The following is a 17,670-nucleotide window of genomic DNA, read 5'->3' as shown; positions in this document are numbered from 1 at the left end:
GGGAAGAATGGTGTGGTTCTTCTGACGAGCCAGGTCGGACTATAGCCCGATGCGATTGGCAGGCTGCCTGGCCTGCTAGAACTTATCGCATGAGCGTCGGAGCTTGCCATTGCCGAAATGAAAGGTCAGCCACCGAGCGGCTCTGTCGCAGAGCGCGCGGTGCACGCGCAATCAAGGCGTTGAACCATGCAGAGGTGGAAAACTTCTCAGCGGGTCCAACCGTTGCCGCACGGCGACGCGCTTCATTCGTTTCCGGCGACGATGTCCAGACGAAACAGTTCGTCAAATGAACACCCGGCCAGGCAGTCTATGCGGTCATTGACTTAGGCTGACTCGAGAAGAGCGGCTGAGTTCAGCTGGTTCGCGATTCGCTCGCGAGGTTGAACTTCGGCCGTTTTCTAGCATTGGTGTCTTCGACGGCGGGCGGCCGAAAACCCTGTCAAGGAATCCCTTCTATTTCCGACTGCGCTTCGTCGAAAGCAGCTCGAGGACCTTGGTCAAAGTACCATCCAATATCTGCTTTGAGAGTTTTGGGTCGGAGACAGCACGGGAGAGCGTAATTGAGCCGACACATGCACTGAGTATAAGCGCGGCTTCCGAACGCTTGCTCGCATTGTCTTCCGCAGGGAGTGCCTTCGATATCTGCTCAAGAATGCGCCTGACGCGGGTTGTGTAGATATCGCGGCTCTCGCCGGTGCTGCGGCTCATGTCGTTGGCCAGCGCCGAAATCGGGCAGCCGGTTGCGACAGTATCGCGGTGTGTTTCTGAAATATAGGTCCGCATCGCCTGGCGCGGGGCTGTCGCAATCGATGCTTCCCATGGGCCGATGTCATGCAGCGCATGCTCGAAAGCCTCAGCGACCAGCTCTTCCCTGGAGGAAAAATGCTTATAAAAACCACCAACGGTCAAGCCAGCTTCCTTCATCAGGTCAGCTATGCTGATGCCCTCGATTCCGTGCTCGCGGAAACGTTTGGCGGCGACGTCGACAATACGCTGATGCGTGGCGATCTTGTCAGCTTGAGAATGTCCCATTGTCTTGGCTCGATGCTCCAGGAGCTGCATTGTAATCCTCAACGGAACAAAAGTCATTGAATCCGCTGAATTCCTGCGCCGATCCCCCTGTTTTGGGGGCGAGGGTTCAATGACCGACAAACACTTGCCATTTGATGACAATGAAGCAAGGTGTTGGGCGCATGGAACTCACCTACATGAATCACGAATTGACACCCGATGGGTACCGCCTCCTGTTCAACCGGGCAGCGCGCGCCATATCACGACTTTATAATCGCCATTTGATATGGGCTTCGCTGACCGTTGGCCAATATTGCATCTTGACCGCTGTTTTGAAGAGCGGCCCCATCACGCTGCGTGACCTCGGCGATGCACTTGTCATCGAGCGTTCAGCTTTGCTAAGAGCTTTGAAGCCATTGTCGACTGCCGGGCTGCTCCAGTCGACTGCAGCCCCCTCCAACCAACGTCGGATTCTTCTTGAAATGACTCCCAGTGGAGAAGACAGAGTGCGGCTCGCGGCATCCGGCATTCGTGCTGCGGGATTGGAAATAGAAGGGCGATACGGGAAAATTGCAAATGCAGGCGTTGAGGATATCTTGCTGCGTTTTGCTGGTGAGGCAGGAATAGCGATTGAAGCAACGTGAGGTCTTGACTTACCACGTAGAGCGCAACTCACCTCGTTACTGACCTTTGGCGATGCGCTCTGGGGTGTCGTAGCCAGAAGGGCTGGGGGACGTGGGCGCAAATGAGTCGCTTGGCCGACACCTCGCTTCCGGGCTCTCGCATCCTTCACCCACGGCATGAGCGGCCTTTGGCCGTCGAGTACTTATGGCAGGAACCCGGTGCCCGAGTCGGGTGCGCCGGGTTCTGTGCGGTTGTGGGGGCATGGCAACCGGAACCCGTGCCGCGATTTTTTCAGAAGAGATTCAAGAGTCAGTCTTCCTTGATCTTTAGAAGAACTTTGCCACCACGTTGAACGTGCGCGATTGCTTCCTTGAATTGCGCCATCGGATAGACGGCCGCGACCGGAACGTGCAACTTTCCTTCAGCAATAAGTCTGGCCGACTCCGAGAGGATCTCTGGCATCTTGGGCTCGTACTCGCGACGATCCTCATAGAAGCCGTGCAGGGATATATCCCCGAAGATGAAGTCGAGCACGTTGAAGGTAACGTTGATGTCGCCGCTCATGACCGCATAGCTGACCAGCTTACCTTTCGGCGCGAGCAGCCTGCCGAGACGGGCGGTCGCCGCGCCACTGATTCCGCACAATGCAAGCTTTATCGTTGCGTTACCGGCCGCCTGCCGAACAGCCTCTGAGGCGTTCTCATCGTCAAGAACGACTACGTCCGCGCCATATGCCTTGAGTTCGCCCACCAGCTCGGCCCGGCGAACAAGATTGACCGTACGCAGTCCGCGCGACTTGGCGATTGCGATGACCGAGCGGCCAACAGCGGAATTCGCGGCGTTCTGCGCTACCCAGTCACCCGGTTGAAGCTCGGCGTATTCGCTCAAAAGCAACGCTGCGGAGGCGGGATTGATGCGCAGCATCGCAAGTTGTTGGACGTCTGCTTCGGGAGGAAGGGCGAACAGACCGTCAGCCGGGACGATCATCTTTTCTCGCCACGTCAGGCTATAAAGGGGCGGTACGACGCGGTCACCGACCTTGACGTTCTCAACGCCGGGGCCCACCTGGAGCACGGTACCGACTCCTTCGTTACCCACAACGCTAGGCAACTCGGGATGCACGGGGAACTGTCCTGCCAGCACCAGGAGGTCATTCTGGTTGACAGGCACATATTCCACCGCAATAAGCACCTCACCGTTGCCAGGCGCGGCCGGTTCGGGGAGTTCGACGACCCCCATGCCGTTGGCGACGTCACCGTACTTCGAAAGTTGAATTGCGCGCATCACAGTCTCCACTGATAACTTCATGAACCGAAAAACCGTCAGGGTGGAGGAATATCTTCTAACCTCTGACGGCACATTACTTAGGGGCGCGGTTTGACTGAAGCAGGGCGCCTTCACCGCTGCGATCGCCCAGGTCGATGACGATGATTCCCCCATTTCAGGCGTATAAACACCATCCATGAGAGCGGCGTTTGATGTCGGTTGTGACACGACCGACCCATCATCTGCCTAAAACAGAAAGACGTCGCCGAAGGCTGCAGATGCGTAAGCTGAAACACCGTGAAGCAGAACGGTCATAGTTTGAACGTCTCTTCGTTCTCTGTCCCGTGCAATCAATGCGTACATCCTAAAGGACTAGGTAAGACGGATAAATGGAACGATCGCAAAGACTCTGTTCGCCCTGTCCAAATAGTCGAGCTTATCTGGCGTACAAGCGCACTCCAGATGTCTGCGGCAATTTACAGACCCTTTCGTCAGGGTAAACACCTCCATGAAGAGGCTTCCCGTGCGTGATCCGTCAATTTACAATTTATCGACTGTTCATTAATGGTTCGACAAATGCAAGGAACGCACCGTGCCGATAGCCAAACTTGCCCACTATTCAATCCGCACACTCGGTCTTGAGCGATCGGGGCGCTTCTATGAACGCGTGCTCGGTTTCATGGCGGGGTACTGTCTCCGGTTCGACTTCCCGGGTCTTTGGCTCTACAAAGGTGGCGATGAGGCGGATTACGGCATCGTGCACCTGATATGGAAGAATCATCTATGTCATTGCTCGCATCGCAGTTCGCAGAAGTTGTCCGGAAAGCGAAACAATCGCTCTTTCAGCCAATCTATGACCTGGAAGTACAGCAAATGGCGTTCGGACGCATCGCGCTACTGGGTGATGCCGCATTTGTCACCCGCCCACACCGCGGCATGGGCGTCACGAAAGCCGGCGGCGACGCCATGGCGTTAGTCGCGGCCTTGAGCAGGGAAACTGACGTTCGCCGTGCGCTTGTCGCGTACAGCGACGTTCGCACACCAATCGGCAAGGCCATTGTTCAGCATGCGCGGCACCTCGGAGCGTATATGCAGGCGCAACTCAGAAGCGACACTGAACGCAAAATGGCTGAACGTTACAGGACACCTGAGGCTGTCATGCGAGAAACGGCCGTACCAATACAATTATTTGCGGGGTAGGTGATATTCCTATCTATGTCGTTTGACTTCCCCTTTGTCGAATTTGAAATTATCGTTCGATAATAAACGCCTTCGCGTGACGCCAAGGTATCGGAGACAATAAATGAACCAACCCGATCTGTTGAGCCATTATGCGAATTCCAAGCCCAACTCGAGGTACTTTTCTGCGTTCTCGGTGTTCTGTCTCGGCTTCGTACTGGACTACTTTGACCTGTACCTCGTCGGATTCCTTCTTGCCGTGTTGGGCCCCGAATGGCATTTAACCTATGGCAAGTCCGCTCTCGTGCTGCTGAGCGCTGGGGTTGGCGCAATACTGGGTTCGATTATCAGTGGCACTTTAGCCGACGCATTCGGCAGACGGCCTGTCCTGCTTGTTAGTACCTCAGTTTGCGGAATCGCAGCCGGTGCAGTCGCCCTTGTTCCCGATGGAGCCTGGATGATACTGGCCGCGTTGCGCTTTTTCGTAGGCTTCGCCATTGGGGGAATTGCGACTAGTGAAGCGGTGCTGCTGGTTGAGCATACCCCATCCAGGTTCAGCACTCGGCTTACCGGATTTCCCTTCGTGGCGGCTTCGATCGGCCCGCTGGTTGCCTCAATCTCTGCCGCGACCCTGTTGCACTCTCTTGGATGGCGCGGTGTGGCGGCCCTCGGATTTGCGCCGCTATTGGTCACTCTGTCTGCGTGGTACCTTGTTCCCGAATCGGCTGTGTGGCTCGTGAGCCGTGGGCGCATCGAGGAGGCGCGCAAAGTACTACTTTATTTCCTGGGAACGAGTTCGAGCAAGTTACCGGTCTTCGCGACAGAGAAGCAATATGCGATTTCGAAGGCATCCACCGCGAAAGTGAGCGACACGTTGGCTTTTCCTAAACGTATTGTGCTTGTCATAGTCACCTGGGCAGCCCTTAGCACTGTCACGTACGCGGTCTATCTCTGGGGGCCGACAATTGTTTCGTTGCTTCTCCACATTCCCGTCTCATCTGCTGCTCGATATTTTATCCTTGTGCCAGCTTTCGGGATTATCGGGCGCCTGTTGTTCAGTGTTTTACCGATATGGTTGACGCGCCGTGCGATTTGTTCGATTTTTGGATTTGGCATGCTTATTACGCTGGGATGCGCTGCTATATACGCGACCCGGTTTGTGTTCGGTTTTCCAGTATTTGTGATTATGGTCGCGCTCGGCGCACTATTCTTTGACGGTGGTTGGTGTGTGATCGTGCCATATACCGCAGAGATCTTTCCAACCCGCTTAGCCGCGCGCGCAATAGGCATGGGCCAAGCCGCCAATGGCGTGGGGAAGATTCTGGGTCCACTGTGTATTGCGGTCGCAGCCGGTTCAGGGAACCTGGTCTCGCCAGCTGCGACCATAGATGCAGTATTGCCCGCCTTCCTGTTCCTGAGCGTCTGCGGACTAGTCATCGGGTTGCTCTTTGCCTTTCTCGCTCCAGCGGACGCGTCGGAGCGCAGGGCCACTGCAATTGACCGCGAGAAGAACACAACCGCCGGAACGAATTCACTTGATGAAGGAATCGCACACTGAACTGCGCATTCGTACCGTCCCGTTAAAAAACCCAAACACTCCCGAGGAGGAAATTTTAAATGAACGTGAGAAACGAAGAGTCAATTGAATTATCCGGAAAGAAAGAGGTTCGTCTCGGTATGATCATTGAATGGGATGTCCCTATCCGGATGGCCGATGGTGTGGTACTGCGGGCGGATATCTTCCGCCCTGAGAAAGAAGGCCGTTTTCCCGTCCTGATGTCACTTGGACCATACGCGAAGATGCTGCACTTCGCCGATGGGTACACCACTGCATGGGAAAAGATGGTCGGCGAGCACCCCGATGTCGTTGCTGGATCGACGAACGCGTATCAGAGCTGGGAAGTAGCGGATCCCGAAAAATGGGTTCCCCATGGTTACGTCTGCATACGCGTCGACTGCCGCGGTGCCGGTAGATCGCCGGGTTACCTCGAAGTGTGGTCGCCGCAGGAGACTCAGGACTACGCTGCCTGCATCGACTGGGCCGGTGTCCAACCGTGGTCTAGTGGAAAGGTGGGTTTGAGTGGCATTTCCTACTATGGAGCGAATCAATGGCAGGTCGCTGCGAAGCGTCCAACCCATCTTGCGGCCATTTGTGTCTGGGAAGGTTTCAACGACTCCTATCGCGAGATGTTCTTTCACGGAGGCATCTACTGCACCTTTGGCCAGAATTGGTACGATATGCAGATCAAATCGGTGCAAAATGGCAAAGGAACGAGAGGGCATCGAAGCCGTTTCACCGGTGAGTGGGTTTCAGGCCCGGAGACGCTCACTGAGGAAGAGCTTGGCGCTAATCGTCTGGACCTATGGAGTGAGGTGCTACGCCACCCGCTCGTCGACGACTTTTACAAGAGCCGTACGGCGCGATTGAGCGATATAGATGTGCCAGTGCTATCAGCAGCCAATTGGGGTGGACAAGGGCTTCACCCACGGGGAAATTTCGAAGGATTTGTCAATTCTGGGTCAAAGAACAAATGGCTCGAAGTTCACGGAATCGAGCATTGGACGCACTACTACACGGACTACGGTATTGACATCCAAAGACGCTTCTTTGATCATTTTCTGAAAGGAGAGGATAACGGTTGGGATCGGGAACCGAAGGTGAGGCTACAGGTCCGGCATCCCGGTGAGCGATTCGAGGAACGTTTTGAAGAGGATTGGCCCATCCCCCGTACTCAATGGACACGTTTTCACATTGACCCGGTTACCCATTCGCTTGAATCTGAACGCACCGAAGAAACCGCGTCCGTTTCCTTCGATGCCCTAGGGGACGGGATCACCTTCGTTACTCCGCCACTCGACGAACCTACGGAACTCACCGGACCGATTGCAGCGAAACTGCACGTATCTTCGACCACAAAGGATGCGGACCTTTTCCTGGTCCTTCGAGTCTTTTCTGCCGACTTTAGCGAAATCACCTTTATCGGCGCACTTGATCCGCATACTCCCGTAGCGCAAGGATGGCTGCGCGCTTCCCACCGAAAGCTGGATAAGGAAAAGACTCTCCCTTATAGACCTTATCACTCGCATGACGAGATTCAGCCCCTCACGCCCGGCGATGTGTACGAGCTTGATATCGAAGTCTGGCCCACCTCAATCGTGGTCCCGAAGGGAGCCCGCATTGCCTTGAGCGTCAGGGGACGGGACTATGTCTACCCAGGTGGCAGTGGAGGGCGGCTGTCGAACATGAAGAACGAGTTCACCGGATGCGGGCCATTTTTGCACGATGATCCGCGTGATCGTCCCGTTGAACTCTTCGGTGGCAGAACAACCCTTCACTTTGGAGAAGGCCGAGAAAACTATATTCTTCTTCCGATCGTGCCTCCAAAGGACTATTGACCGACGTCCCGAACCGCCATTACTAAACCTTCACGATCCGGGTGGCCTTTCGTCGTACCGGCGTCTCCGTCACACTCCGACGAAGCGCCGCGTAGAGGCGACACCCGGATCGACCGGGACGCTGAAGCCATCGCTTCGCGCGATGGCATTTTCTGAAGCTGACCGCATTTCCCGACCGAAAAAAATTGCCCGATACATATCGGGTACTCTGATCACCCTATAAGTTATCGAGCGATCACAGATTTACGGAAAAAGCCCGCGTAACGACAAACAATATCGGGTCGAATTCTGTTAAAGAATTTTAATCAGGGGCATCGTCGGATCGATACCGTTCAAGCGCTTTCTCCAGTATTTCTCGTCCGGCACTGGAGCCGTCCAGCAGACGCAAGCTTCGATTATTTATCTTCCACCCTTCTGAGGTTCGCACCAGAGACCACCGGTTTGCCCATACGCCGTGTATCCGAAACCCGTTTGTAATGCCATGGTTTGGCAGTTCACGAGGTTCTCCATGTGAATCCGGTGTAATTATTTGGAGATACGAGGTAACGTTCGCTGTGTCACCTTCCAATTCGATAATAGGCAAGCCCGTGAAGTGAATGAGACCGCCAGCGATAGCTTGCTGGTGCCCAGGCGTCCTGGTTATCGCCGCAATTGCCAGGTTTCCACGCGCCCGGCCCAATTCGTCTCCCAAATCAAAAACGCCATCCGGTGTATAAACTTGTTGTGTATAAAAATCCGCCCCAGTGTCAGCGCTGGGCGGATGGGATGCGATTAATCTGTAAATCTCAAGCTGGTCCTCAATTGCTTGCAGTCGTTGCTCTAAAGTTAGTTCTGCCACTTCTCTCTCCTGTTAATTAAAATCGGCGCCCGGCTACTATTTGGCTGGCCCAGCGGAATATGGAAAAATTGTGTGTAAAAAACTGCGTTATTCTGGAATCGTAACTAATTCCGGAAACGCTTGAAGATGCTATCAAAAGTCAAGGCGGAAAGTATGATGATTCCTTTAAGAATATCTTGGTAAAATGGGCTTATATCCAGAAGCACGAAACCATTGGTTATTGTCGCCACAATCATAAGCCCAATTGTCGTCTGAAATATTGAACCCGCACCTCCCCCTAGTGATGTGCCGCCGACAATTACTATTGTCATGACATCAAAAAGGAAATTTTGATCGACGCTCGACTGGGCGGAGCTAAGTTGCGAGGCGGATAGAAAACCTGCCAGACCGCAGCAAAGACCAAGTCCTACGTACGTAACGCTACTAATCCACTTAATCGGAATGCCGGATAATCTGGAGGCTTCGGAGTTTCCGCCAACCGCGTATAGCATATGACCATAGACCGTCCGTTTCAGAATTAAGGTCGCTACAAAGATCAGACCCAGAAGAAGCATGCCGGAATAGGGAATACCGTGGAAGCGACCCGAACCGAGTATGCTAAAGTCGCTGGCCTGGACAATGAATGCGGCGTTCTTTGTAAGTACGAAAGATAAACCGTTCACCACGAAGGCGGAGCCGACGGTCGCAATGAAGGGATTGATACCTATACCTAAAATCAGGAGAGCATTAGCCAAACCTATGACACCACCCACCAGGATGGCACAACTCATTGCGACCGAGGGCGGCAATGCTTGTCCCGCAAAGGCAGCCACCACCGCGGCAAACGAAAACGTAGATGCGACCGACAGATCGAAGCCACCGGCGATGACGACAAACGTCATACCTACCGCTACGATGCCGGCTGGCGCCCATTGCGAAAGCATGTTGGCGATGTTTCCCGCCGACAGGAAGTCTGCATTTCCTATCGTAACTATCGTGACCAGGAGCACGCTTGCTAAAAGAATTCCTACCTTCTGATAATTATAAGGTTTAAAGCGTTCGCCCAGATTGAAGTGCAACTCATCAACTCCTTCTCTAGTGACATTTTTCGGTAGTTTCGACGAAGTCATCTGGCAGTTCCTGTCACGATTCATTTTCAAAAATTAGGCCGAGAATGCGACTTTCGCTGATTTCGGCCCCGGATAGAATGCCTCGGATTTTTCCTGCGGCCATGACGGCAACCCGATCGCAGTTGTCAACCAGCTCTTCGAATTCGGTAGAGACCACGATTGCGCCCATGCCTTTTTCACATAAGGCGCGGATCGTACGAAAAATTTCGGCCTTTGCGCCTACGTCGATGCCGCGTGTAGGCTCATCCAGCAACAAAACGGTGGGGCGTGTTGGCAGCCATTTACCAATCACAAGCTTCTGCTGATTTCCGCCAGACAAGGTGATCGCGGCGGCATTCGAACGCTCCGGCGACATGCCGACCGAATGACAGGTCGCGGTTGACATTGCCGTGGCTGTGGCTCGCAAAACAAAACCAAGCCGCTGTACGCGACGCGCGTTGGTAACAAGTATGTTCTCATGGCCCGACAGCGACAGAACAAGACCCGATCGCTTGCGGTCTTCGGGTGTCAGTACAATGCCCTCCGCTAATGCCGTTCTTACGGATTTGGGCATTGGCTTTTCTCGACCCCTGACGTGGATTTGACCGTCGCTTGCGGGACGCACTCCTGCTATTGCTTCCAGTACTTCAGATCTCCCGGAACCTACCAATCCGGCTATTCCGAGGACTTCTCCTGCTTGAAGATCGAACGAAACCCGGGGCGCATTACGCGTTACTCTCAAGCCACGTACCTTCAAGACCGGTGGCATTCCGGTTGCGCTTTTGTCGAAATTTCTCGGTGTGCGCTGTGGCTGATGTCCCAGCATCGCGTGGATAAGCTCGTTCTTCGTCCAGCTGTTACTGGACCGCGACTCCACGAGTCTCCCGTTTCGCATGACGGAGATGCGACCGCATAGTTGCAGAACTTCGTCGAGATTGTGGGCAATGTAAACTATAGCCGTGCCGTTTTGGCTTAATTCCTTAACGACCCGAAACAGATTTTGGCGCTCCGCTTCGCCAAGCGACGCTGTTGGTTCATCCATAATGATCGCGCTTCTCTCAGCGATCAAAGCGCGCATAATTTCGATCAACTGTTGATCGGCGACTGAAAGGCTGCCGCTTCGGATATCGGGCGGAATCCTGGCACCCAGACGGCGAGAAACCTCCGCGTATTGACCGTCCATTGCCCGCCGATTCAAGAACCCGAGTCGCGACAAAGGCGAAGCCAGGAAGACGTTCGAAACTGCCGACATCTCCGGTACGATGGTCAGCTCCTGGTGAATGGTCGCCAGGCCTCCTTTCCTATCAGTACCGACCTTGGTTTGCACCGTTCCGGTGTCTGGCCTGATAAGGCCGGATATCACTTTGATGAGTGTTGATTTTCCGGCTCCATTGCCGCCGACCAATCCATGCACCTCGCCCGCTCGGAGTTCAAAGTCCACCCCTGCCAGAGCTTGAATGCCAGGAAAGGTTTTACTGACATTTCGGGCAATGATTACCCGTTCAGTTGTCTCGAGCGTCATCTTTCCTCCCCCGATGAGATTTTCTTTGGGAATTGAATGCCGATTTCAATACTTTGGATCGAATTTGTCGGCATTTTCCTTGGTCAAGTACACCGTCTTCGGACCACCTAAGACTTGCGGCAATTTTGCCTCGTCTATAAAGCCGTTGGGAGGATTTCGTGACAGCGCCATAGCCATCGCTACGCCTGCATAGTAAGCTTCTTCATAAGGAAGGTAGATACTGGTCATATTGATCTCACCTCGTTTTACTCTATCAACGCCGTCTTTTGTAGCACCTGCGGAGATGATTTTGACATCCTTGCCCGGCACTCTATTGGCATTAATTACAGCTTGAACAACGCCTCGCGACATATCGTCCCAAGACGATATGACCAGATTAATATCTGGGTGAGAACTTAAGGCATCCTGAACGACCCTCAGCGCCATCTGAGGGTTGAAATTGCCCGGCTGGTCAACGACGAGCTTCACATTCGGATGCTTCTTTGCTGCGGCGGAGAGAGCCGTCTCCCAAATAGTAAATAAGTCGGATCCGACATATCCTCCAACGGCCGCTGCAACGCATTTATTTGGGCACTCCGAAAAGGCCTTATCTACGAACTTGTCATAGTAGTCCTGCGTTGCCATAATCGCCGCGGCCGCCGTTCCAGGCGTGTAGTCTTTGTCACCGCACATCATCGTACCGACTGTTACTACGGGTTTGCCAGTGGGTTTGAGGATGTTTTTATACATGCTGCACCCAGAGGCGGCTGCAAGCGGAGTAAAAACGTACCCGTCAAAGCCGTCAGTGACGGCGTTTTGAACTTTTTTCAGCTGTTCACCGGCGTTGAAGTTCGAGTCGAAAACTTTGAGTTCAAACCCGAATTTCCTCGCCGCATCTGTCATGCCTCTCACACCCGCCTCACAATACGGGTTGTTAACGCATTGGACCACATAGGCCACTTTGTACTTCGTGGCGAGTGGCTTTGCCCCCTTCTCAAAAGCAAGCACGGTCGGAATAGCGTCAAAAGACTGCGCGAACGCGCCCGATGGGCCTACATCCAATAGCATGACCAGCGAAATTAGCAATGATCTAATTTTTAACATATCCATTGATTGCCTCCTTTATTTGTATTTATCACGCGATCAACAGTAGTGCGAGAAAGTGTATCTGTCAATATTTTTTTGCCACGGGGAAATGCCCCCGACGTCCGTGTATTCGAGCCTTGCAAGGTGTTGGTAGGTTCGAATTCCTAACCGTCAGCGGGAAAATATTCCGTCTGTCTCAAGCGTGTAGTGCTGGATGTCGATCCAGAGAAGCACCGTTTCGGACATCTTTGTCTGCTTCGATCGTTGTTTACCCCAGGTCGATCCCGCAACCGTTCGTCTTCTCGAAAAATGGTCCAGTTCATGCGCGTGTTGCTCACCCGCTAGCTATGTCTCTCGCCTATACAATATCCATAAGAGGAAAGCGCTCCCAGGGGGAGCGAAGCCACGAACCTGTAGATGTGAGAAGGTAATTGGTTCGACTCGTTGGTGGGGGAGGGCTGCGGACGACTTGCGGCGGCGATGGTCACGGGCCATACGCTTCCGATCGACGGAGGCATGCTCGCCCAATAAGGTGATCTCGCCGGCTCATGGCCGACGAGATGCTTGAGGGTTGCAAACCAGAAACGCTGGAGGCCGGGAGCACCGCTCGCGTGGAATCGATTCGGTTTCGCATTCAAATTATTATTTGGTCATCCATAATTCATGACATCACCGCAGCGTAGCGGTCGTGTCGATCGGTGATTACTCGCTCGAAAGCAACGGGAAGAACCAGCATGATCTGCTCATTTCCAGACACACTTGCTTGATCGCCCGGGATTCGCAACCGCAATGCAATGCTCCCCTATCTGGTCGATGAAATTGTCGCCGGGAGGAACAATATAGATTCTGACAGGGAACATTTTGCGTTAGCTTCCAATCTTCGAGATACCGTTGAATCCTGCGTGGGATGGGACTGATTCATCGGTGCATGCTGCGTTTTCCGCCAACGTGGCGTATTGCTTGTGTCGGTCGCAATTCCGAGCGCTTCACGTAGTGGGGCTGCCAACGTGGCAATGGAATTCGATATCCTTGCTGATACATTAAAAATGCCATATTCACTTACCAGCAATCCAAATGAAGGGGCTTCCCAATGAACGTAGAACAGATCAAGCAGGTTCTGGTCGGCGCATGGGCTAGCATCGCGCCCGAAATCAGGCCGAGTGCGGCAAAAGAACCTGCAGATTCCATTGGTACGCAAATAAGAACAACCCGGAGGGCAATTCGGCTGACTGCGACGGCCGCGTGGCTGTCATCGGCAAAAAGCCGCGGATATGCAGCAGCTGACGACATTCGGCATAGGGAAAAGGATGTCCCGGCATGCGTGCCTACAACGGCGCAGGAAAGCGCTGGCGTTGCTATCGGGCTGCGCGGCGCCACGCCCCGGGGGATAAGCCGTTAGCCGCGAGGAAACGCCTATTGAAGTGCGCCTGAGCGGCAAAACCAGAGGCTAGCGCAATCTCCGCGAGGGAAAGTTGAGTTGTAAGCATCAATGCCTTCGCGCGGAGCAGGCGCTGAGCGATCAGAAACTGATACGGAGACTGTCCAGTCTGCTGTTTGAACGCGTGGCCGAAGTGTCCCACCGACATGCCACATTCGTTGGCTAACATCGGTACCGTCAGAGATCCATCAAGATGCGTATCGATCAACTCCCTGACCCGCTTCTCTTGCCACAGCGCGAGTCCCCCCCGGCGAGTCGGAGGGGGACTAAATTTGACGTTGCCGTAAGTCTGGAGCAGATGCGCGCTAAGGGCACGCGTGATTGCGTCGATAAACAGCGGGCATGCCCCTTCCGGTTGTTCGAGCGCCGGAAGAAGGCAGGCTGCAAGATGCCCGACGATCGGATCCACCGTCCCCGGCGTGGGGCATCGCAACGCTTCGATCTGCGGGGCGCCCACATCGTCGATGAACTGCTTCAGGGCGAAGCGTGGAAGGCGGAATCGAACGAGGTCAAATGGTTCAAACAGCTCGGAGTGTGGTTCATCGCTCAGATGCGCAAAACACACTGCATGTACGCGAAGCGGCATCTGCAGATTCGTGACAACGCGATCGCCAAGCCACATGCGGCCGGACGACATCGGCCTCAATTTCACACTCATGAAATAGGCGTCGTCGCGAGGCATGATTGGTGTTAAGCCGAATGCACCACCATCGTAAGAAAAGCGTGATACCTCCATCGAAGGACAACTTAGGGCGCGGCGATGCAGCACAGGGACGGTCGTCTCTGCATCCGATTCGCACGCGCGTGTTGGCAACATGTTAGACCTCGTCAAGTATGAAGGTAAGACGCCCGGAGTGCATTCGAAACGAGCCTTTCTACTCGTTATATACAGGTGATCGGTGTAATCGCAAGCACGCTGCTGAGCGTTGCTAACCACGAGCTGTCACGATCCTTGCAGCCATGATGTGGGCGTAAGAGCCGATGACAATAATCTCGCGTCCGCTCATCAAGCGTTTCTCCTGCATTCGCTTCATTCATTTTGGACAAACGCGCGTCCGCGTGATTTCCTGGTCCGGACCAGGACCGGGGCACGAAAGTATCGCCGAACCTCGGTCGAGCCAGGTAGAAGCGGGCTGAATGTTTGACGCGGTGGGCAGTCTCGTGTCCCACGCAATCGCGTGTCGACGCGCGAACGGTTCCAGTGCGGAGTTGATTGAACAACGTTCGTAGAACGGCGCGCCCTCGGGTGTCAGGTTGAGTTGTCGGGTCGAGCGCTGTAGCAGGCGAGATTTCAGATAAATTTCCAACGCGGTTTGTGTCGATGGGCTCGAGAAAGTGGGGTTTGGCGATTTCCACTCTGGACACTTCTGCCTATAGATCGATCGCCAGGCGATCAATGTGGACTGCCAGGATCATGGCGTCCATATTGATCGGTGTTGCCCGCTTGCATGACGGCTTATAGACAGGGTCCCCTTTGCGGATAGTCTCTCCGCTCATTGCGCACACGCCAGAGCGGTTCGCAATCGCGTGATGCCATCTCTGGTCGCCATAGTAGACGCAACCTGCGGCGCACCAACTGATCGTCACTGTGCTGGTACTTGGTCGACCTGTTACGTACACCTTGAACTGCCCGGGGCGGATACCACCCTCATGCGGTTTGCCTCGAATGGCACGATCGAAATCCATTGTCGCGAAATCGCCCGTTGGCTTGTTCAGACGGTGAAGGAGGTCGAGTGTTTGAGTCCACGGATCGCATTGCAATTTGACCTCCCATACATGTCACTCGGAATGCGCGGCTGGCGAAGGCACGCCTATGGACCTCTGCGTCGGACAGACTGAAGCGGGGCATGGTGAAATCTTATGCCTAGGCATCTTTATCTGTATTGACCGAAACTGCGGAGTTTTGCTCGAATCTGCGAACTTGTCATAAAGTGCGATAGATCAGATCAAATGGACAGCGGGTGGGTGTCGCGAGCGTCCCGCAGAGCGGGTCAGGTTCGACCGGAGCAACTCAGGTGTATTAACCCTGTCTTCCTGGCAGCGTGCGAGCGATCATTGCGTCATTCGCGGCGCAATGCCCGAAGCGAACGAACGAGTTCGGCGCCGCTGCTAACCATCATCTTCCGTATCACATTCGTGCGATGGACATCCACCGTCTTTGGGCTGATGTTCAATACACGCGCGATTTCCTTGCTGGTCCGTCCGTCCAGCAAGCCGTCCAGAACCTCGCGCTCGCGACCGGAGAGACGGGCCAACTGCTCCTTGAGCGAGTGAGTCCGCAGACGCGTGGCATACCGCTCCCGCGCGATCCGTGCGATACGATTGCGGATAATCTGGCCTGCCTGATCCATGAGCGCTATAGCCTTGTCCAGTGCGGCGGCGAGTTCAGGCTGGTCAGGCAATTCGCCGGCAATCCGATGGCGCAAGCCGCTGAGGTAGCACTGGCACGCGCTAAGAGGCTGTCCTAACTCGTTGGCCGAGGCAGATGTCATCTGGCCCTTGAGTGAAAGTCGCGATGCATGCGTAAGAGCGGCTTGTTGTGCGTGTTCCCGCTCGCGGGCGCGGCGTTGCTCAGTCACATCGGAAAAGGCGAAGGTGACACCGAAGCCACGACCCGACATCGGAGCGACTACGACCGCAAGGTCGCGCCGCTCGCCGTTGCGAGCGATGAGGCCGATATCGAAGCGGGCGACGCGCCTGCTGGTTCCGGGTAAATGACCCCGCAGCAGGTCGGAGATCGAGGTACGGTGTCCGTCTGCCTTGATAACACGCGTCGGATCCGAGAGTCCCTGTTCGAGCGCGGCTCGGGTGTTGGCGCCGAGATATTGCTGAAACGTACGGTTGGCCTCGGTGATGTCGCCGCTTGCATCGCATACAAGCAGCCCCGGCGGCAAATGCCGAAAGAGTGCGTGATATTTCTCGCGGCTTTCCGCAGATAGAGTTTGCGCGGCCCGGCGGCGGTCAATGTCGGCTCGCAGCGCTTCGTTGCTCATGCGGAGGTTCAACGTTCGTCGTGCGACGCTAAGTTCGAGACGTTGGTTTGCACGCCGGATCTGGTCCTCGGCACGCTTTTTGTCCGAAAGGTCTTCCATTACCCATACCGAAGGCGATCCCGGCGCACTCGGGTCGACCCGTCAGCCGGAGATGCGGCACCAGTCCGAGCGGATCGTGCGCCTGGTGCGTGAAATGGGCCATGAGCCGGCCACGCCCGCCGAAGCACGGGAGATCATGGGGCTTCCGCGCGCAGGCGATGTGCGTCCTGAGTTTGCAGTCCGCTGAAGACACGAGCCCGACAGCGGCGAGAAGAGCATAGCGAACTTACACGTCAAATTCGCACTGGCAGCCGTTAGTGGGATTTTCTCTGTACATTTAGATGGATACGCATCCAAATGTTAAACGACGAAAGGAGCTTGAAATGCCTACCTATCTGGTTTCCGCAGCAGCAGGGCGTCTCGACGCAGCGGCCAAGCAGCAGATCGCCTTTGGAATCACGCAATCACACAGCACCGCGACCGGAGCACAGGGATTCTTTGCTCAGGTGATATTCGACGACGTCCCCGCCGGTAATCATTTCATCGGTGGGAAGCCGCTCAGATCAGATCAGATATTCGTGCACGGTTACATCCGTGCAGGTCGTACGGCCGATCAGAAACAGCAGTTGTTCAACGATATTGTGCGAGTTGTACAGGAGGGGGCAAACGTAGAGTCGCGGTTCGTTTGGGCATATATTTCTGAACTTCCTCCAGCGCAGATGGTTGAGTACGGAAAGGTGCTTCCCGAACCCGGGGGCGAAGGAGAATGGCTCAATGCCATGAGCGATGAGGATCGCGACTATCTGCTGAGTATCGGGTAACGCCATTCTGGCCAGCGCAAACGGGAGACACCCAGAAGGATCATGAGCACTTCAAGTTATAAGATGTCACGATCAAAGACAATGACACGCACCGAACGCAAGTTGATTTTTGCCTCGTCGCTCGGCGGTAGGTCAGCGTAATGGCTAGCTGAGGTCGTTATTCACCGGTTTTCATGTCCTCGGGTAGTGTTTCCGTACACTCACTGCGCTGACGCAGCGAGGCGGCCAGGCGAGAATACTGCCTCCTGCCGGAAGCGTCGGCGATTTGACATAATATAAATTATCAACCTGACATGTGTAAGAGCAAAGCTGTAATGTCGTACCTGGGCAAAGCTGAAACGTCGCATGTCATGCTGGCTGACCTTTGACGGGAGGCCTGCATGACGACGA

General features: G+C 54.7%; 13 protein-coding genes and 3 pseudogenes. 7 read left to right on the top strand and 9 right to left on the bottom strand.

Annotated elements, in window-relative coordinates:
• Positions 1-453: 453 nt before the first annotated feature.
• Positions 454-1,089 carry a TetR/AcrR family transcriptional regulator gene (locus P3T22_RS32550; RefSeq protein WP_429327187.1) on the bottom strand — a complete coding sequence of 212 codons (636 nt, stop codon included), beginning with the start codon at positions 1,087-1,089 and terminating at the stop codon, positions 454-456.
• Positions 1,090-1,193: 104 nt separating this feature from the next.
• Between P3T22_RS32550 and P3T22_RS32545 the strand changes: the two genes are divergently transcribed.
• Positions 1,194-1,655, top strand: a complete 462-nt coding sequence (locus P3T22_RS32545; protein WP_429327186.1) for a MarR family winged helix-turn-helix transcriptional regulator — start codon at positions 1,194-1,196, stop codon at positions 1,653-1,655.
• A gap of 289 nt (positions 1,656-1,944) precedes the next feature.
• Here the strand turns inward: P3T22_RS32545 and P3T22_RS32540 are convergent, their stop codons facing one another.
• Positions 1,945-2,919 (bottom strand): zinc-dependent alcohol dehydrogenase family protein, encoded by a 975-nt coding sequence (locus P3T22_RS32540; protein WP_429327185.1) that lies wholly within the window; start codon positions 2,917-2,919, stop codon positions 1,945-1,947.
• A gap of 574 nt (positions 2,920-3,493) precedes the next feature.
• On the opposite strand from P3T22_RS32540, the pseudogene P3T22_RS32535 reads away from it, so the two are divergent.
• The 4 genes and pseudogenes from P3T22_RS32535 to P3T22_RS32520 all read left to right on the top strand — a co-directional run.
• A pseudogene (locus P3T22_RS32535) lies at positions 3,494-3,670 on the top strand (VOC family protein); the annotation flags it as partial.
• Between the two features lie 17 nt (positions 3,671-3,687).
• Positions 3,688-4,101 (top strand): annotated as a pseudogene (locus P3T22_RS32530) (FAD-dependent monooxygenase); the annotation flags it as partial.
• A gap of 103 nt (positions 4,102-4,204) precedes the next feature.
• Positions 4,205-5,638: an MFS transporter gene (locus P3T22_RS32525; RefSeq protein WP_429327184.1), complete on the top strand. Its 1,434-nt coding sequence runs from the start codon at positions 4,205-4,207 to the stop codon at positions 5,636-5,638.
• A gap of 59 nt (positions 5,639-5,697) precedes the next feature.
• Positions 5,698-7,476 carry a CocE/NonD family hydrolase gene (locus P3T22_RS32520; protein ID WP_429327183.1) on the top strand — a complete coding sequence of 593 codons (1,779 nt, stop codon included), beginning with the start codon at positions 5,698-5,700 and terminating at the stop codon, positions 7,474-7,476.
• Between the two features lie 301 nt (positions 7,477-7,777).
• Here P3T22_RS32520 and P3T22_RS32515 read toward each other — a convergent pair whose 3' ends face one another.
• The 7 genes from P3T22_RS32515 to P3T22_RS32485 form a co-directional block, all read right to left on the bottom strand.
• On the bottom strand, positions 7,778-8,314 hold the full coding sequence (locus P3T22_RS32515) for a nuclear transport factor 2 family protein (protein ID WP_429327182.1): 537 nt from the start codon (positions 8,312-8,314) through the stop codon (positions 7,778-7,780).
• 104 nt (positions 8,315-8,418) lie between these two features.
• Complete coding sequence (locus tag P3T22_RS32510) at positions 8,419-9,423, bottom strand: ABC transporter permease (RefSeq protein WP_429327181.1); 1,005 nt, start codon at positions 9,421-9,423, stop codon at positions 8,419-8,421.
• Positions 9,424-9,436: 13 nt separating this feature from the next.
• Entirely contained in the window at positions 9,437-10,924 is a 1,488-nt protein-coding gene (locus P3T22_RS32505) for a sugar ABC transporter ATP-binding protein (protein ID WP_429327180.1), read from the bottom strand.
• A 45-nt stretch (positions 10,925-10,969) separates the two neighbouring features.
• Positions 10,970-12,013, bottom strand: coding sequence for a sugar ABC transporter substrate-binding protein (locus P3T22_RS32500; RefSeq protein ID WP_429327179.1), 1,044 nt, complete (start codon positions 12,011-12,013; stop codon positions 10,970-10,972).
• A 1,331-nt stretch (positions 12,014-13,344) separates the two neighbouring features.
• Positions 13,345-14,244: a helix-turn-helix domain-containing protein gene (locus P3T22_RS32495; protein ID WP_429327178.1), complete on the bottom strand. Its 900-nt coding sequence runs from the start codon at positions 14,242-14,244 to the stop codon at positions 13,345-13,347.
• 554 nt (positions 14,245-14,798) lie between these two features.
• A complete protein-coding gene (locus P3T22_RS32490) occupies positions 14,799-15,113 on the bottom strand; it encodes a DUF3331 domain-containing protein (protein WP_082855501.1) in 315 nt (104 codons plus the stop codon).
• A gap of 374 nt (positions 15,114-15,487) precedes the next feature.
• Positions 15,488-16,420, bottom strand: coding sequence for a LuxR C-terminal-related transcriptional regulator (locus P3T22_RS32485; protein WP_429327177.1), 933 nt, complete (start codon positions 16,418-16,420; stop codon positions 15,488-15,490).
• 163 nt (positions 16,421-16,583) lie between these two features.
• On the opposite strand from P3T22_RS32485, the pseudogene P3T22_RS32480 reads away from it, so the two are divergent.
• Together P3T22_RS32480 and P3T22_RS32475 are read left to right on the top strand one after the other, a co-directional pair.
• A pseudogene (locus P3T22_RS32480) lies at positions 16,584-16,706 on the top strand (3-keto-5-aminohexanoate cleavage protein); the annotation flags it as partial.
• 136 nt (positions 16,707-16,842) lie between these two features.
• Positions 16,843-17,280 carry a tautomerase family protein gene (locus P3T22_RS32475; protein ID WP_063499170.1) on the top strand — a complete coding sequence of 146 codons (438 nt, stop codon included), beginning with the start codon at positions 16,843-16,845 and terminating at the stop codon, positions 17,278-17,280.
• The last annotated feature ends 390 nt before the right edge of the window (positions 17,281-17,670 follow it).

The sequence above is a fragment of the Paraburkholderia sp. GAS348 genome (assembly GCF_050434205.1).
GTDB lineage: Bacteria > Pseudomonadota > Gammaproteobacteria > Burkholderiales > Burkholderiaceae > Paraburkholderia.
The sequence above is the reverse complement of the archived record's forward strand: the minus strand, read 5'-3'. Positions and strand labels throughout refer to the sequence as shown.

Excerpts from the sequence above, each read along its gene's own strand:
- P3T22_RS32490 (WP_082855501.1), bottom strand. The coding sequence starts at position 15,113 with ATGGATTTCGATCGTGCCATTCGAGGCAAACCGCATGAGGGTGGTATC.
- P3T22_RS32520 (WP_429327183.1), top strand. The coding sequence starts at position 5,698 with ATGAACGTGAGAAACGAAGAGTCAATTGAATTATCCGGAAAGAAAGAG.
- P3T22_RS32510 (WP_429327181.1), bottom strand. The coding sequence starts at position 9,423 with ATGACTTCGTCGAAACTACCGAAAAATGTCACTAGAGAAGGAGTTGAT.
- P3T22_RS32500 (WP_429327179.1), bottom strand. The coding sequence starts at position 12,013 with ATGGATATGTTAAAAATTAGATCATTGCTAATTTCGCTGGTCATGCTA.
- P3T22_RS32475 (WP_063499170.1), top strand. The coding sequence starts at position 16,843 with ATGCCTACCTATCTGGTTTCCGCAGCAGCAGGGCGTCTCGACGCAGCG.
- P3T22_RS32495 (WP_429327178.1), bottom strand. The coding sequence starts at position 14,244 with ATGTTGCCAACACGCGCGTGCGAATCGGATGCAGAGACGACCGTCCCT.
- P3T22_RS32505 (WP_429327180.1), bottom strand. The coding sequence starts at position 10,924 with ATGACGCTCGAGACAACTGAACGGGTAATCATTGCCCGAAATGTCAGT.
- P3T22_RS32540 (WP_429327185.1), bottom strand. The coding sequence starts at position 2,919 with ATGCGCGCAATTCAACTTTCGAAGTACGGTGACGTCGCCAACGGCATG.
- P3T22_RS32525 (WP_429327184.1), top strand. The coding sequence starts at position 4,205 with ATGAACCAACCCGATCTGTTGAGCCATTATGCGAATTCCAAGCCCAAC.
- P3T22_RS32550 (WP_429327187.1), bottom strand. The coding sequence starts at position 1,089 with ATGACTTTTGTTCCGTTGAGGATTACAATGCAGCTCCTGGAGCATCGA.
- P3T22_RS32485 (WP_429327177.1), bottom strand. The coding sequence starts at position 16,420 with ATGAGCAACGAAGCGCTGCGAGCCGACATTGACCGCCGCCGGGCCGCG.
- P3T22_RS32545 (WP_429327186.1), top strand. The coding sequence starts at position 1,194 with ATGGAACTCACCTACATGAATCACGAATTGACACCCGATGGGTACCGC.